The organism is Microbulbifer maximicatervae (SeqCode) (assembly GCF_052467825.1).
The window spans coordinates 4,860,091-4,877,031 of sequence record NZ_CP174327.1; the positions used below are offsets into that span (position 1 = coordinate 4,860,091).

Consider the following 16,941-nt stretch of genomic DNA (forward strand, 5'->3'; position numbering starts at 1 on the left):
AAATTCTTGATCCACTGCCATTAACCCGCATTAAAAAATACGAATTATGTTAAACACAACAATTTACAGAGTTCTGCACACTTCATCGAAATCCAACCGAGGGTTGCGCGGATATAATTTGTCGGTTTCGCCATAGCCAAGATTGCACAAGAAATTGGACTTAATATGACAATCAGGAAAGTGCTCCGGCAGAAAAGCCGGTGCTGAGCATTTGTCACTGAAGAATTCCTCATCAACTAATGCGTTATCAAACCCCGACATTGGGCCGCAATCGAGCCCCAGGGCCCTCGCCGCTAAAATAAAGTAGCCTCCTTGTAAGGAACCATTACGAAATGCGGTAACCTCGGCATATTCGGGGCTATCGGCAAACCATTCCCGCGCAGGAGTCTGGGGATAGAGCTCCGGAAGGTGTTCATAAAAGTGCATATCGTAAGCAACAATGGCAGTCACCGGAGCCCGCATAGTTTTTTCAATATTTCCCTCATTAAGCGCTGGCTTTAGCCGCTCCTTAGCCTCCTTACTTACAACAAACACCAATCGCATAGGGCAACAATTAGCACTGGTGGGTCCGAATTTGACCAAGTCGTAAAGCTGTTTCAAAACCTCTTTTGAAACCGGCTTATCCTGCCAATGACTATGGGTTCGGGCTTTGTTGAATAGCTGGTCGAGCACCTCAGAGGAAACAGGTTGCATAAGAGCTACCCCAAAATAACTTCGCTGGTAACAGTTTAGTTTGCGCCAGACATTTCAAAGGAGCAGCAGAATCATTAGAAGATGGCAGGCCATCACTAGGTAGGTCACGATGCTGCGGGTGCGGAAATACTGATCCCGCCCGGGCAGATTGGGGTTCAACCGGGCCTCGGCCCAGACAACAAAACCGAAAGCAACTAGTAATACCGGTAGCGCCCAAGTGGTGCGAAACATCAGCAGCGCCACCCACCCCACCAACGTCACCAGGTTACTCAGTAGCGCTAAAATCATCCTATGCGGATGCCCCACTTGATTGAGTGCAGCACCCCACCAAACACCGCAAAGAAAACTCAGAATCACGGCGCTGTAGGCGGTGAACAGTAGGCGCGGAGTCACTCCCCAAAGAGAAAACCCTAACCACTGCATAATGATTCCTGCGACAAATGGAATCAAACCAAGGTAAGCCAGCCAGTCAAACAGCCGCGTATCGACTGGTGGGTAGTGATGGATGTCAGTGTCCATGTCGTCTAAGCTTCCAAGTCAAAGACAGTTTCGTCTCAAACAACAAGCTTAGCGGCAGGAGCAAGCAGCAATGGATGCCGAACAGAAGATTGACGTCAAACAAGCGCTGCGGGTGTTTGATAGGGCGACAAAGGAGGGGCGCAAGGAAGGTAACGAATGGCATTACCAGGGGCTGGCAGTCAGCACTGACTTTGACGGCTATACGGTTTTCATCAATTCCCCCAAAGTGAAACTCACCATATTTTTTCACAATAAATTTTCTGTGGATTCCACCAGCAGTAAAGAGCTTGAAGAGTTTATTCGGCTATTGAAAAAGCTTGATTCAGGATAAGAGAAAAGAGCCTTGGAACCTCAAGCAGAGATAAATTTTAAACACCGAAATGAGACACGTTGAGAGTAACTCTTCGATATTCACTAAAAGAACACCGCAAGCACGAATGGAGACACTATCCGCCACCAAACTTAAAAAACCAAACGCATCCGGTTTAAAATTACAGCCTAATACTACCGCAGTTATCTTCCAGATAAATTGATCACCTTATGGACTTATACAGCTGGCACAGAGTTTTGAAGCCCAGCGAAACATTACCCCATCATTTCACCCAAAGTCCGCTGGGCTAAATGTTAAACCTCTCCCAGTAGAATTTTAATTATTGCCCCAAGAATATTAGCAACATTATCTGTCACTGCACCAGACACATCACTTTCAGCCGTTAACATGTCTACTGAAAAGGTTTTCCCTTCTTCAGATGCCTGAGAGTGAATCACATCCTCATGTATTGACCCAGCAAAACATACGCTGACGGTTAAAACCATAAAAAACAATTTATATATAACTTTCATTAATATTCTTCCTAATTGATCAAGTTATCCATCTTCCTATCGTCCCATCCTCCAAAAACCTCCCTATTTTTGGAGTATCCACATTAATGCATATTTGAACAGCCTTCAAACCTATTAGATTAAACCTGCGGCTGCCAATATCCTCTGAATCATATTCAAACTCCCTAAAACCTAAAAGGCATCAACACCTCCAAAAGGTTCAGAGTTATCACTGGGATACGCGCCTAGTACTTTTCTACCAAGTCTAAAAGCATAGGACCACCACCTGCCAACATGGTGGAATTGTGTTTAAAAAATCCAATATCTGGTTATCCATAACCAGATATTTCGTCAAACACCAGTCCCAAATAACACCATCTCCCCAGCCTCCCTTTAATATCAACCTTTACATTTCATTGCATGCAAATATTTTTTAACATCCTCAGGAGCCAATAAACAATTACAGCTTTGAAATAGCTTGCTCTTAGCAACATCATTGGTCACACAAAAGATCATCTTGAGCACCAATACTGATTCAGAGTTAGCTATATTGATGTTCAAACGGCAAAATATAACCTTTTTCGCCAGAGTAAAGTTGGAAGCTTGCCATGTCTTTTTTTCAGTCCTTCTCGAGGAAGGCCAAATAGCCTCACACCCTAACAGAACTCTTTAATGGCTTTATTGATACAACCTTCTCGCCAAGGATAAATGTAAATCATGATCATATCTACTGGAGAGCGCCCCAAGATCTTTATATTTTCTGCAAACTAAAATACTACGGCGTCTAAGTGATCAACCCCACCGTGAATACCGTTTTGCTTTATGAGATCTTGTGCAAAATTATTGAGTAAAGCACGGGACAGCCTTGCCTCTGTGCTTCTCTCAGCATCTGTATATTTCTTGGAAATGAAAGATAGTTTTTCCATTATTTACATTTTCTGGGGGAGGAGGGAAGAAATACTGGGCTACCTGGTACAAACTCACCATAACAATCATCCTGACTGATCATTACGCTCCTCAATCTTCAGTGCTCCAAGATCGTCGAATGCGGCCCCTGCAGTAACACCAATAGGTATACCGCCCCAGGCTTCCCCGTTTTGGTGCATTTCTCAGGCAGCCTAAAACTTCCTGAAATTAGCCCGTTGCCTAGTGTCCCTCTCTTAATATGTCTTTAAGCAGTTTCATTAACCCTTAATGCACTACAAAAAAGCATCCAACGAGCCACTTTCGTCTTCCTTGAATCACTCAGACAAAGATGCCCATAAACCACTTATGCTTTCTGATTACAGAATAACTGATTAAAAATAAAAAGCTGATTAAGAAACGGCACGTAAACCTTCAAAAGGCGGCACTAAAAAACTGTACTTCCACACATTGGCTCTAAATTATAATTTTTACGGAAGGATGGTCAGTAGAAATCCACTGTACAGTACGTAAGTTTTTCAAGATTGGCCAACAAGGCATTGCTGAACAGGCACTAGTGTACGAGTTTAATCTTCTAGCGTGCTTACGATGGTACAGCTTACAAATACCTTTTAGTATTAGTTTATAACTACTCACCCCGCTTACTTATAGCGTTCGATCGGTCGATATCGACTTGTACCGGCGAGATCCCAAAGAGACCTGTGCTGATTTTTAGGGCACAAACGTAGAGTCAGGTCAGGTCGGGTCGGGTCGGGTCGGGTCGGGTCGGGTCGGGTAAAGGTAACAGAACTACCAAGCAGCCCTACGATAATTCCATAACCAACGATTAGCGCTACTGCCGGTATGACCCCATATAGTGAGCTTAGGCAGCAAGAATTCTGGTGTTATCACTAAAGAATCAGGAAGCTTGTAGCTAATAAACATCAATTCGAAAGCTTCCTGAAAATCTGAGCCAACTTAGCAGGCCGGGCTAGAATTACTGCCCGGCATTCTCCGGCACACCACTGTGAAAACGGAACTGTCCATCACTACCTTCCACTAATTCCTTTTCTTTCTGCAGCAGCACCTGAACCCTAGGTTGAATATCTTCACAGGAAGCCTTCTGGGCAAGGTGCAGGTAATCGCGGAAGTGACGCGCCTCAGATTTAAGCAGGGAGAGATAAAACTTCTGCAACTCATCATCTAACTGAGGCGCAATCCGTGCAAAGCGCTCGCAGGAGCGCGCTTCGATAATAGCGCCACAAATCAGCGTGTCGATCAGTCGCCCCGGCTCTGCGCTGCGGACTTCGGCACGAAGGCCCGCCGCGTAGCGAGAGGCACTAACGTGAGGATAGGCGATACCGCGCTTCTCCATAATCGCCAGCACCTGCTCAAAGTGACGCAGCTCTTCGCGAGCCAGACGCGACATTTTGTTCAGCAGCTCAAAGTCATTCAGATACCGAAACATCAGGTTCAGGGCAGTACCCGCCGCTTTTTTCTCGCAGTTGGCATGATCGATCAGCATCATTTCCGGCTCCTTCAATGCCGCCTCCACCCAGGCATCGGGCGTGGGACACAGCAGGAATTCATTGATAGCGGACAGATCTGGGACTTGAGCATTCATAGGACGAACAAACTTAACCGGAGCAAAATAACTTGGCGCGGGATTATAGCGGCCTCAAGCCACAAACGCCCGCTTTTAAACCACCAGCGGGCACTACTCCCCCGACTGACAAACCGGGTCTGCAATTATCTAGGAAGGTCCCTAGTGATAAATACACTCAACTTGATAACGATTTATTAAGTGCATTAATATAAAAGTCACTTTTTATCCGGCATATCTGATGAATGACTACAGAACCCAGGCAAAAGCTATCCCGCCGCTATTAGAAAATATCCATGGCGCCGCCCAAGCTCTGAGAGAATCCCTGGAGTTACTGCAAAATGCCGAGAAACCCTGGCAGCACTATCTACTTCAGCCCCCTTTCGCACAGGATGCCGCACTCAGTCTCAATCAGAGCTTTGAACGCCCCTATTCACTATCAGGCGCTCTATACTCTCAACTCGACTACCTGGAGCCCATTAGTGCCGGAGGAGATGCCCGCGCTACTTTACAGGTACCGGGTTTATTGGCGGTGCCGACCAAAGCCCTTGAGTTTGCTCAACAACTCAATAACCACAAAGAGATCTTTGCCAAGGCTATCGCCGAACTTCGCAGCGCCCTGGCGGAGCGGCCAGTAGCAGAGCAGGATCGCACTGTGCGGGAAACCCTTGCGGATGCCGGGTACCCCCGCGCACATCTACGCCAATGCTACCGCCTGGTGTTGATGTGCCCGAAGCGGCCCGATGCCATCACCCTTTCATGGATTAAGGCGCGTAAATCTATTCGCAAGGTCACGGTGAAATGGTGTGAAAAGAAGTTGGTGCAGCTCGACCCTCAAGGGTCCGATCCCGGTATCCAATATCAGCGCCAGCTACTCGCCGGGCTACACAAAAGCCAGCAGGAGGATTTACGCCAGGTGCAGGTACAGAGTCGCCCTAATCTCCAGGTAGCGGAAATCTTCTATGGGCACGAGCTAGGTGAGGAAGAGGAATATCATCAGGTCGGCTATTCCTCCATGCCGATTCTGGTAGAGGCCAATGAGGCTGGGCAGCTGCCTGAATTCACCCGAGTTGACCACCAACCGAGCTTGAGTCGGCGGCGCCAGCGGCGGGATCTGGCAATCGCCAGTGAGCCCTTTCTACCGGCGCTCAGAGTATTTTTGCGCCAGCAACGCTAAACCCAGGCTCTCAAATGGAGCTGCCATCAACTTTTGAACCTTCCTATGTAATACCAGGCGCCACATAGCGCTGGTAATAGGCGACAGACAGTGCGTAAAAATCCTCATCGATAAGGCGGCGAATTTCCACCAGTGGGACGCCGCGCGCCTGTGCAGTGAGTTGCAACCCAAAAGCCTTGAGGTCTGATATCTGGCTGGCCCCTGCCCTCAACAGTTCGAACACCCAACAGTAGGGATTTTGACTTTCATCAAAACGGACCCGCTGGTGATGAAGCTGCTCCAATAGCAGCTCGCGATCCACGATCTCCAACTGGCTGCGCACCGCATTCACCAAATACCCTTCTCGGCGCTCGGCAATTACCCGGCGCTGCTCTTCACTGTAGGCATTCCAATCAATCACCTCGTGCGCAAAACGCTTGCAGCCACGGCAAACATCATCGCCAATTCCCGTGGAACAAACACCGATACAGGGCGTGCGAACCTTCTTATACATTAACTATCCGACCAACCTATTTATGCCGCCCGCGCGGCCTTCAAATTGCGCGTAGCCTATTTTGTTTCCGCCGCCAAGAAAAGGGGGGAAGTACCAGCTGCCAAACTACTAAAATTCACCTAGCAAATAGTGATAATTCACTTAAATTATTGATTTTTCGATAAACTTAACAGCAGTAGGGCTTTCCTGTAGTATTCGCCCCCCGCCATCAGCGGCCTCGAAAAAAAAATCCCGGCTGACAGTTAATAGACCGGGAATTCCACCCGCTGTAGGTGCCACCCCACACACCAAGAGGGACTTATCAGTGCTTGAAGCCTATCGCAAACACGTCGCCGAGCGCGCCGAACAAGGCATTCCGCCAAAGCCATTGGACGCCGAGCAAGTCGCCGGCCTGGTTGAATTGCTGAAAAATCCGCCAAAAGGCGAAGAACAGGAACTGGTTGACCTGCTCACCCAACGCGTTCCGCCGGGCGTTGACGAAGCCGCTTATGTTAAAGCAGGTTTCCTGTCCGCCATTATCAAAGGTGAAGCAGAATCCCCGCTGATCGATCGCAAACACGCTGTAGAACTGCTGGGCCAAATGCTGGGCGGTTACAACATCTCCACCCTGGTCGAGCTGCTGGACGACAAAGATCTGGCCGAACTGGCTGCCGAGCAGCTGAAAGGCACTCTGTTGATGTTTGACGCCTTCCACGATGTGGAAGAGAAAGCCAAAGCCGGCAACGAATTCGCCAAAGCGGTAATGCAATCCTGGGCAGACGCCGAGTGGTTCACCAAGCGCAACAAAGTACCCGAGAGCATCAAAGTTGCCGTATTCAAGGTAACTGGCGAAACCAACACTGACGACCTGTCTCCGGCACCGGATGCCTGGTCCCGTCCGGACATTCCCCTGCACGCGCTGGCCATGTACAAAATGAAGCGCGACGGCCTGGAGCCAGAAGAAGCAGGTGTTACCGGTCCGCTGAAGCAGATCGAAGAAGTTAAAGCCAAGGGCCTGCCCGTTGCTTTTGTTGGCGACGTAGTAGGTACCGGTTCTTCCCGTAAGTCCGCCACCAACTCCGTGCTGTGGTACTTCGGTGAAGAAATGCCTGGCGTGCCCAACAAGAAAGGTGGCGGTATTTGTATCGGCGGTAAAGTTGCCCCGATCTTCTACAACACCATGGAAGATGCCGGTGCACTAGTATTCGAAGCCCCAGTTGACGAGCTGGGCATGGGCGACGTTATCGAGATCCGCCCTTACGACGGCAAGATCCTGGCCGAAGACGGCAAAGTCCTGTCTGAATTCCAACTGAAGTCCGACGTACTGCTGGACGAAGTTCAGGCTGGCGGTCGTATCAACCTGATCATCGGTCGCGGCCTGACCGGCAAAGCCCGTGAAGCCCTGGGCCTGGCGCCTTCCGAGCTGTTCCGCAAGCCTGAGCAACCTGCCGACACCGGCAAAGGTTACACTCTGGCGCAGAAGATGGTTGGTAAAGCTTGTGGCGTTGAAGGTATCCGTCCGGGCACCTACTGCGAGCCGAAAATGACCACTGTGGGCTCCCAGGACACCACTGGCCCCATGACCCGTGACGAACTGAAAGACCTGGCCTGCCTCGGCTTCTCCGCCGACCTGGTAATGCAGTCTTTCTGTCACACTGCGGCCTATCCCAAGCCCGTTGATATCAGTACCCAGCACACCCTGCCGGACTTCATTATGAACCGTGGCGGTGTTTCCCTGCGCCCGGCTGACGGCATCATCCACAGCTGGCTGAACCGCATGCTGCTGCCGGACACCGTAGGTACCGGTGGTGACTCCCACACCCGCTTCCCCATGGGTATCTCCTTCCCGGCAGGTTCCGGTCTGGTAGCTTTCGCCGCCGCTACCGGTGTTATGCCGCTGGATATGCCTGAGTCCGTACTGGTGCGCTTCAAGGGCAAAATGCAGCCCGGCATCACCCTGCGCGACCTGGTGCACTCCATTCCTCTCTACGCCATCAAGCAAGGCCTGCTGACCGTTGAGAAGAAAGGCAAGAAGAACATCTTCTCCGGCCGCATCCTCGAGATCGAAGGCCTGGAAGACCTGACTGTAGAGCAGGCATTCGAACTGTCCGACGCCTCCGCCGAGCGCTCCGCTGCTGGCTGTACCATCAAGCTGTCCGAAGACACCATGTCTGAGTACCTGCGCTCCAACGTAACCCTGTTGCGCTGGATGATCGCTGAAGGTTACGGCTCCAAGCGTACCCTGGAGCGCCGCGCGCGCGCCATGGAAGAGTGGCTGGCCAACCCGAAACTGATGGAAGCGGACGCCGACGCCGAGTACCTGGAAGTGATCGAGATCGACCTGGCCGAGATCAAAGAGCCGATCGTATGTGCTCCTAACGATCCGGACGACGCTCGCCTGCTGTCCGACGTTGCTGGCGACAAGGTAGATGAAGTGTTTATCGGCTCCTGTATGACCAACATCGGTCACTTCCGCGCTGCCGGTAAACTGCTGCAAGAACACAAAGGTGGCATCTCCACTCGCATGTGGATTTCCCCGCCCACCAAGATGGACGAGCACCAGTTGATGGAAGAGGGTTACTACAACATCTACGGTTCTGCCGGTGCCCGCACCGAGATGCCCGGATGTTCCCTGTGTATGGGTAACCAGGCACGTGTGGCACCGAACGCCACCGTACTGTCCACCTCTACCCGTAACTTCCCCAACCGTCTGGGCGATGGTGCCAACGTGTACCTGACCTCCGCTGAGCTGGCTTCTGTAGGCGCCATCCTGGGTAAACTGCCGACTCCGGCTGAGTACCAGGAATACGCACAGAACCTGGACTCCATGTCCAGCGAGATCTACCGCTACCTGAACTTCGATCAGATTGAAGACTTCCAGAAGTCTGCCGAAGAAGGCAAGCGCATCGCTGCGACTGAGATCCAGGAAGTTACCGTTTAAGTACGGACTAGCCCCCAAAAAAACCCGCCTAAAGGCGGGTTTTTTAGTTTCCGTACAATGTATTAAACTAACCTTTCCAATGCTTTGAACTAAGCCTTTCAAAAACTTAGCAGCACCTCATTAAATGAAAAGAATATTAAAAAAGTTGGCTCGCCCATCATTCTCTAAACTCCCTATAAAATTAACCTCCCCGCCTAAAATTTTCTTTTGTCACGTACCCAAATGTGCCGGTTCCTCATTACACTCAGCCATTAGCTCTCAATACTATGAACCCAACAAACTAGACAGTTTTGGTATCAAACGAGCGGTAAGTAAACGTACAGCAGACATATTAAAAATCTCAATGATGTCGGTTCGAGAAACCGTAATGGTCCACAACTTATCAATAAAATCGAACTATTACGGCCGAGGTCATTCATATTGCCGCCCAAATGTCGTCAAAAATTTCTCCGGCGAGTGGAACTTTTTGACGGTACTGAGGAATCCTGTTGATAGATGGATATCTCTCTATACCTACAATACTTACAAGAAAAGTCAGTGGGATAAAAATACACTCTCTCTAAATGAATACTTAGACTCCAAAACTGGGATTAACGCTGGACAAGAGTATCTTCAATATTTTTCTAACTTTAATAATCGAAATCCATCAGAACATATTGCAGAGGCCCTGGATAACCTCCAACAGTTTTCCATTGTAGGCACAACTGGCCACCTTGATCTACTAACACAGCAGATCGAAGAGGATTTTGATATACAGTTAAACATCCCTGAAATCAACAAAAACCCCAACAATAAACTGGCTCAAGAAATAAAATCCGACCTCAAAACCATTAAAAAGATCGAAGATATCTGCAAATACGATATAGAAATATTCGAACGATTTACAGAAAAGCATGGGTCAATATTTTCAGCAAAAGAAAATCGTCAGTAGAAAACAAAAGAGCAAGAGCGGGAGTAAAATCGACTTAGTCAAAAAAATACAAATCCCGCCCACCTTGGCCAAACCCCAGTAAACCCAATCAGCTTCTCGCCTCAATTAATAAGCATAAACTAACCATCCTATCCACCGCAAAGAGAGTTGTACTTCACTAAAGAAGAGAAGGTTTAAGTGGAAGCCTGACTCAGGTTAGAGTTCAATACGTTAACGTCCTCACCTTAGTCAATTGGAGATATCTTTATTTACGGTTTAGTCGTTAATTGGCGTATTTTATAGCCCCGAAATCCCAATCAAAAATCAAACCTGCTATATTAAGCCCATATTCACACGGATAAATTGATATTAAAGGCATTTATTATACTTGCCAGTAACCATTAAAAGCCCTCGAACTGAACCAAAAGACATATCTATATATGCAGAAACCCACCAAGCCTAAACAAAGGATAATAGCCGCCCACAAGGAGACCTTTTGGGTACAGTGGCAGAATCGCTGGATATTTTTCACTCGTAAACTCAAAAGAAAAACACTAAAATTCTCCAGAACTCTAATCCGTATCATCATTCACAGAAATCGTTTCTTCCCAACCTTTTACTTTCCTTACAACCGCCCATCCTACCCTAAAACCACACCAATCAATACCTACCTAAACACATCAAATAATATCCAGACCTTTATCCTCTACAGAATCATTGGCAACGACTTAGCTCCCCGGCATAGTGTGGGACAGTCCCGCAAGAATCTGGAATTTATTTTGAAGCATGAGTCTGTACTCGACAACTGCGAAAAAGTATTTATCCTCAATCGAATAGTCGACCCTAATGAAGAAGCAGCCATCATTAAACTGCTCGACGACCATCAACAAACTTTCATCAGAATCCCCTTTAGTTGGGACGACTACCGAAAAATAGAGTGGAACATTCTCGAACATCCCATCAGCTATGCCCCCTATAAATTAAAAGGGCTACGATTACGTCAGGACTTAGCGACTCAGGCAGAGCTGAGCCTTTACCGCTATAAAAATAATTATGTAATGAACAATAATGGGGCCAGAAATCTCGCCCTCCAGGACGGCAAATCAAAAGCCGACTGGATTTTACCTTGGGATGGCAATTGCTTCGTAACACCAAAAGCCTGGCAAGCAATAAAGCAACAAGTACTCAACAACAACACTTACCCCTACCATGTTATTCCAATGACAAGACTGCTGGATAACCAATCCATTCTATGCGAGAACTTCAAACCAACTCCCACTGAAGAGCCACAAATAGTATTTCGATCTGATAGTACAGAGGTTTTTGATAGCCGCTACTGCTACGGCAGGCGCCCCAAGGTAGAACTTTTATGGCGGCTAGGCGTATCGGGGAAATGGGATGAGTGGGCGATTTTCCCATGGGATCTCCCCTGCCCGGATTACTCGGAAGCCGCAGGTCACTATACTCAGGGAGGCTGGGTAGCCAGACTATTTTCCGGAAAGCCACACCTGGAGCGAACAGATCAGCAGTCCAGCCGGGATCGAGGAACAACTCGCTCTGAAGCTATCCTTGCCATGCTGGATCAACTCGATGATTCCAGCTTTTCCGCCGATACAAGCGCCCCTGGCAGCAAGTTGGCCGCAGCAGACAGGTGCGACCTTCCCTATCTAATGCTATTAAGAGAGGCCAGGCAAAGATCGGTAAAAGCAAAACAGAGGTCGCGGCCCAGTTCGATTAACAGCTTGCTTCAGGATTTGACCATTGTCGCCCTTGCGCAATCCCACTGCTCGAAGCCACAATTCATTCAATTTATCGACAATAGCCTCATCAAGCTATTCCCCGACAAAAATGAAACGAAATACAGTAAACAATTACAATCTGTAAATCCCAACCTACTGGCCCACACCCTTTCTACTTTAAGAGAACTTAAACAAGAACAGCAGATTCGCCTGATAGGAGTTGAGCGATTAGACTACCATCTGGAGCAATACCTCAGCTGGTTGATAGATAGTCATCGCGGGCAATCAATGCGTCCAAAACTTGGGCATCTTGGCACACAGTATGATTTACAAGTTGTAGCTTTAGCGCTCTATCTCAATCAAATACAAACTGCCAGAAAAACTCTTAGGGACTCCCGCTTCCGAATATTAGAGCAGTTTGATCACTCAGATAACCAAGTATCGAAAACCAAGAGTAAAAATAGTGTTCATTATGAATGCCTCAATCTTCAATCATGGATTTATCTTGCCAGTCTCGCAGAAACAATTGATGAAAATCTCTGGAACTTCACAGCAAGAAATGGGACTGGCATCCAGCAGGGAATAGATAATTTTCTACAAGCGTTCGAAAACCACAAGGGCCCCAAGTATTTCGACCGGCAGAGACTGATCCCAATAGCCTATGCCTACAGACAATATTATGGAGAGCTAAAAATAAAACTTAATGCCGTACTAATCAGCCAATGCAAACCTGTTTTCCCAATCGAAACGGGAATTTTCCCATTTTGGAACTTTGGCAAAGAAGCACAAACTTTGCCTTTAAAGGCTGCCGATCAATTAACAACTGAAGCGGAAAGATAGACAACGGATAGGTTATTAAAATCAAACCTCAGGCTTTTTTATCCCCAACAAATAAAATGCAAATAATAAAAGCAAACATGGCGAGATAGGCGTTTACAGTAAATGCATATTCAATACCCGATGGCATGTCAGTGGCCATCGCCACTATCGTTGTATTCAACCCTAATCCTACGGCACCACCCGCTATTTGAAACATAAAAATGATTGCACCCGCCAAACTCGCTCTACTGTTATCAACAACCGTTATAGCCACAGTGGTAATGGTGGAATTGAACAAACCAATACCAGCACCTAATATCACCAGGCCAGGAACCAAAGACATATATTGAGTATCCTTGTGGATATGAGATAGAAGATACATTCCCAGCGTCATCAATAAAGTAGCTGCCGATACTATCTTCTTTGCTCCAATCACATCATATAGCTTCCCTGCCAGAAAGCCGAAAACGCTAAAGGAGAGCATCATAGGGATCAACCCCATCCCCGCCTTCATCGCCGAGGTACCTCGAACATGGGTTAAGAATTGGGGAATAAAAAACAATCCCGCAAAGAAAAGTGCTGAAATCAATAACGTAGCAATAGAGGCGAAAACAAACCGTTTATTCCCAGCCACATCCGGTGGAATCAACGCCTGAGCCCCAACTCGCTTCTCAACGAGACTAAACAAGCATATAAGTAAGAAAAAGGCAGCGATAAGGCCGAGGACCAATGGGCTTTTGAAACCGACATCAACCACAAGATCAAATGCCAACAGCAAGGCAAATAGAGCCATCGACAGCGAAGTGATTCCGGCATAGTCAATACGTTCATCACAAGCTTCTGGAGAGTCATCAGGAATCACTCTCCAGCAAACATATAAGGCAACTGCTGATACCGGCAGGTTAATAAAGAAAATCCATCTCCAACTGGCATAATCTGCCAGCGCACCACCCAACAGTGGTCCAACTGAATTGGCAATACCGCAAACAGTAATCACCAGCCCTCCAGCCAAACCCGCTCGCTTTTCAGTCATCAGGCCATAGGTCATACCCAGGATCGACGGCCACATCATAGCCCCTCCAATCCCCATCAGTGCCCGGGATATCAATAACATTCCCATATTAACTGCAATCCCACCGATAAGTGAGAACGCCATAAATAGCAGGGTTCCAATAAAGAATACCCTCCTCCTGCCATACATATCGGCAAGGCGACCACCTGAAATAATCAGTACTCCAAAGACTAAGGCGTAACCATTAATGACCCACTGGGTCGTTGTAAGGTCAGAGTGGAACTCGTGCTCCATTGCCGGCAGCGCGGGAGAAAAGGCCGTAAAATCATTGGCGACAAGGAAAATGGCAAGAGACAGAGCCAACATTCCAAGGTATAAATTCTTATCTAAGAGACCCTCTTGTCTTTCCATTGCGTAAACCTGTACTTACATATACATAAACCAATTGACATACAAAATGACGTTAAGCTTTTTCTTCCTTAGACCCTATAAATAAAACGCAAATAATAAAAGATAACATCGCCAAGTATGCGTTTAATGTAAATGCCTGACTAATCCCATAAGATATATCACCAGCCATTGCGACTATTGTGGTATTCAGGCCCAACCCCACTGCACCACCCGCTATTTGAATCATAAAGATTATTGCTCCGGCCAAACTTGCTCGGCGCGGATCAACAACCGATATTGCAAACGTGATTATAGTAGAATTGAATAAGCCAATACCCGCCCCCAAAATTAACAACCCAGGAACCAAGCGAATATATTGACAGTCCTGATAGATATGAGACAGCATATATAAACCTAAAGCCATTAATAGTGTTGCTATGGAGACAATTAGCTTGGCTCCCAGCACCTTATAGACATTACCAGCAACAAAACCAAATACACTAAATGCCAACATAAGTGGAACCAATCCCAGACCTGCTATTGTTGCAGAAGCTCCATGGACTTTACTTAAATATTGCGGGATAAAAAAGAACCCCGCATAGAAGAACTGGGCAATTAACAAAGCGACACAGGCTGCAGTGACAAAAGACTTGTTTCCTGCTACATCTGGAGGGATTAATGCCCCCTCAGCTGCTCTCCCCTCAACCAATATAAAGAGGCAAAACAAGAGAAAAAAAGCCATAAACAGTCCAAACACCAGATAGTTTTTAAACCCCACATCGACTACAAAGTCGAAAGCAAGCAGAAGAGAGAATAGTGCCGATGACAGTAGAGCAACTCCTCGATAATCTAACTTATCTTTAGGCACATTTAACGAATCTGGTGGAATCACTCTGAAGCAAAGATAAAGAACCACTAGAGAAAGTGGTAAATTAATAAATAGAATCCATCTCCAGCTGATATAGTCAGCCAGGAAACCTCCCACTAATGGCCCTACAGAATTTGCTATACCGCATATCGTAATAATCAGTCCACCGGCCAACCCTGCATTCTTCGGTGTCATCAGACTGTACATCATCCCCAAAACAGACGGCCAAATCAGCGCACTCCCCGCCCCCATAAATGCACGGGAAACCAATAGCATTCCCATACTTCCAGCAATACCGCCCAAAAACGAGAAAAACATGAAAATTAATAACCCGACAATAAATGTTCGCCTCCTACCATACATATCAGCCAGACGACCTCCTGAAACTATCAACACACCGCAAACCAATGCGTAAGCACTAATTACCCATTGACTCGTAGTAAGATCTGACTGGAACTCTTGTTCAACCACAGGCAATGCCGGCGAAAATGCAGTGAAATCATTGGCCACAAGAAAGATGGCCAGGGACAGCGCGCCTAGACCAAGATATAGATTACTTTTCACCGAGGCCTTTTTATCAACCATACCTAAAAACTCGGCTAGTTCTCAGTGAAAATAGCTGCCATTAACGAATCGTTTTTGTAGAAAGACCAGAAAAGAAAATCATGGAAATCAAGAACCCAAGTAGTGCCAGATAAGCATCAACCACAAAGGCCCGCTCAATCCCAACAGCGATGTTGGGAGCCATAGCCAGTAAAGTCGCATTAACTCCCAACCCAAGGGCCCCGCCCACAAATTTAAACATATAGATAATCGACCCTGCCAAACTGGAATCACTGGGCCCAACTACGCTAATTGCCGCTGTAACAATCGTAGGACTATATATGCCAATACTGCTGCCAACTATCAAAAGCCCGGGAAGGAAGCGAATATAAGATGCCTGGGGCTCAACAGCCGACAGTAGAAACAGCCCTACACACATACCCAAAGCGCCAGCACAAATCAAAATCTTGGCGCCCAACCGCTCGTATAAAGCGCCAGAAATATAGGCTACAACACCAGAGCAGACCATTAATGGTAACAACGCCAACCCAGCCCCAAAGGCAGAAAAGCCCTTCACCTTGATAAATAGCTGCGGGATATAAACCAGGGTTGCAAAGAATGCGATAGCAACAAAGAACATACTGAGTCCAGCGGCGATAAAGCCTCTATTCTTTATCAACTCACCGGGAATTAGTGCGTTATTCGGATCAACAGTTTCAACAACAGCAAAAACTATCATGAGAAATATGGAAAGTACTAATAGACCCCACACATAGATGTGGGACAAGCCATACTGAACCACCAGATCCATAGCCAGGAGGAAACTAAATAAAGACCCACAGAGGGTAATAACACCCCAATAATCAATTTTCTTAGTGCTTCTCTGCGTATTAGCTGGAGGATATTTTCTCAAGCACAGAAGAATAACCAGCAGAGCAATGGGAATATTGATAAATAATATCCAGCGCCAGCTAACAAAATCAGCCAACAGGCCACCAATCACTGGGCCACTGGCATTGGCCAACCCCGTTGTAGTGAGAATCAATCCTCCGGCCAGCCCGGCCTTTTCCCTGGGCAAGAGGGAAAAGACCATGCCCAGGATCGCAGCCCAGGCCAAGGCGCCTCCCAACCCCATCCCAGCACGGGCGAATAATAACGTCCCTATATTTTCCGCAAACCCACCAACAAGGGAAGATGCAGTAAAGATATAGATGCCGGTAATAAACATTCGCCGGCGACCATAGATATCAGCCATCCTGCCAGTAGACACAATCAAAACGCCATACACCAGGGTATAGGCATTAACGACCCAATGAATGGTGGTGATATCGACATTGAATGTCTTTTGAATTGCCGGGAGTGCCGGCGAAAATGCCGTATAATCATTGGCAAGAAGAAATGCCGCCAGTAGCAGGGCAAAGAGCCCCCAGTAGTGAGTGGGAGTTAAAGAGCTTTCATTGGATGCCATCGATTAAATCTACAGGTACTTTATATCCAGTATGGTGTATTTGTTCCAACACCCACCCCAGC

General features: G+C 47.3%; 13 protein-coding genes. 5 read left to right on the forward strand and 8 right to left on the reverse strand.

Translation table 11 applies throughout. The features are described 5' to 3' along the window. Window positions 1–63 precede the first annotated feature (63 nt). A complete protein-coding gene (locus ACJJII_RS21380) occupies window positions 64–693 on the reverse strand; it encodes a malonic semialdehyde reductase (protein ID WP_444917662.1) in 630 nt (209 codons plus the stop codon). Window positions 694–747: 54 nt separating this feature from the next. Next, window positions 748–1,212, reverse strand: a complete 465-nt coding sequence (locus ACJJII_RS21385; RefSeq protein WP_444917663.1) for a DUF3429 domain-containing protein — start codon at window positions 1,210–1,212, stop codon at window positions 748–750. A 70-nt stretch (window positions 1,213–1,282) separates the two neighbouring features. Here ACJJII_RS21385 and ACJJII_RS21390 point away from each other — a divergent pair, with 70 nt between their 5' ends. Next, window positions 1,283–1,543 carry a DUF3081 family protein gene (locus ACJJII_RS21390; RefSeq protein ID WP_413662543.1) on the forward strand — a complete coding sequence of 87 codons (261 nt, stop codon included), beginning with the start codon at window positions 1,283–1,285 and terminating at the stop codon, window positions 1,541–1,543. A gap of 293 nt (window positions 1,544–1,836) precedes the next feature. Here ACJJII_RS21390 and ACJJII_RS21395 read toward each other — a convergent pair whose 3' ends face one another. Continuing rightward, window positions 1,837–2,055: a hypothetical protein gene (locus ACJJII_RS21395; RefSeq protein ID WP_444917664.1), complete on the reverse strand. Its 219-nt coding sequence runs from the start codon at window positions 2,053–2,055 to the stop codon at window positions 1,837–1,839. Window positions 2,056–3,934: 1,879 nt separating this feature from the next. Continuing rightward, window positions 3,935–4,561 carry a MiaE family protein gene (locus tag ACJJII_RS21400; RefSeq protein WP_413662545.1) on the reverse strand — a complete coding sequence of 209 codons (627 nt, stop codon included), beginning with the start codon at window positions 4,559–4,561 and terminating at the stop codon, window positions 3,935–3,937. 220 nt (window positions 4,562–4,781) lie between these two features. On the opposite strand from ACJJII_RS21400, the gene ACJJII_RS21405 reads away from it, so the two are divergent. Then, a complete protein-coding gene (locus tag ACJJII_RS21405; RefSeq protein ID WP_444917665.1) occupies window positions 4,782–5,717 on the forward strand; it encodes a hypothetical protein in 936 nt (311 codons plus the stop codon). Window positions 5,718–5,760: 43 nt separating this feature from the next. On the opposite strand, the gene ACJJII_RS21410 is transcribed toward ACJJII_RS21405, so the two are convergent. Further along, the gene (locus ACJJII_RS21410) at window positions 5,761–6,210 is read right to left on the reverse strand and encodes a DUF1289 domain-containing protein (RefSeq protein ID WP_413662547.1); all 450 of its coding nucleotides are present in this window, start codon (window positions 6,208–6,210) and stop codon (window positions 5,761–5,763) included. Between the two features lie 304 nt (window positions 6,211–6,514). Here ACJJII_RS21410 and acnB point away from each other — a divergent pair, with 304 nt between their 5' ends. From acnB to ACJJII_RS21425, 3 genes are all read left to right on the forward strand, one after another. After that, window positions 6,515–9,130, forward strand: coding sequence for a bifunctional aconitate hydratase 2/2-methylisocitrate dehydratase (gene acnB / locus ACJJII_RS21415; protein ID WP_413662548.1), 2,616 nt, complete (start codon window positions 6,515–6,517; stop codon window positions 9,128–9,130). A 124-nt stretch (window positions 9,131–9,254) separates the two neighbouring features. Next, window positions 9,255–10,061 carry a sulfotransferase family 2 domain-containing protein gene (locus ACJJII_RS21420; protein WP_444917666.1) on the forward strand — a complete coding sequence of 269 codons (807 nt, stop codon included), beginning with the start codon at window positions 9,255–9,257 and terminating at the stop codon, window positions 10,059–10,061. Window positions 10,062–10,819: 758 nt separating this feature from the next. Further along, window positions 10,820–12,619 carry an alginate lyase family protein gene (locus tag ACJJII_RS21425; RefSeq protein ID WP_444917667.1) on the forward strand — a complete coding sequence of 600 codons (1,800 nt, stop codon included), beginning with the start codon at window positions 10,820–10,822 and terminating at the stop codon, window positions 12,617–12,619. Between the two features lie 28 nt (window positions 12,620–12,647). Here ACJJII_RS21425 and ACJJII_RS21430 read toward each other — a convergent pair whose 3' ends face one another. From ACJJII_RS21430 to ACJJII_RS21440, 3 genes are read right to left on the reverse strand one after another with little or no spacing between them, the layout of a single operon-like run. Further along, window positions 12,648–14,021, reverse strand: a complete 1,374-nt coding sequence (locus ACJJII_RS21430) for an MFS transporter (RefSeq protein ID WP_444917668.1) — start codon at window positions 14,019–14,021, stop codon at window positions 12,648–12,650. Between the two features lie 52 nt (window positions 14,022–14,073). Beyond that, window positions 14,074–15,453: an MFS transporter gene (locus ACJJII_RS21435; RefSeq protein WP_444917669.1), complete on the reverse strand. Its 1,380-nt coding sequence runs from the start codon at window positions 15,451–15,453 to the stop codon at window positions 14,074–14,076. A 40-nt stretch (window positions 15,454–15,493) separates the two neighbouring features. Continuing rightward, a complete protein-coding gene (locus tag ACJJII_RS21440) occupies window positions 15,494–16,879 on the reverse strand; it encodes an MFS transporter (protein ID WP_444917670.1) in 1,386 nt (461 codons plus the stop codon). Between the last annotated feature and the right edge of the window lie 62 nt (window positions 16,880–16,941).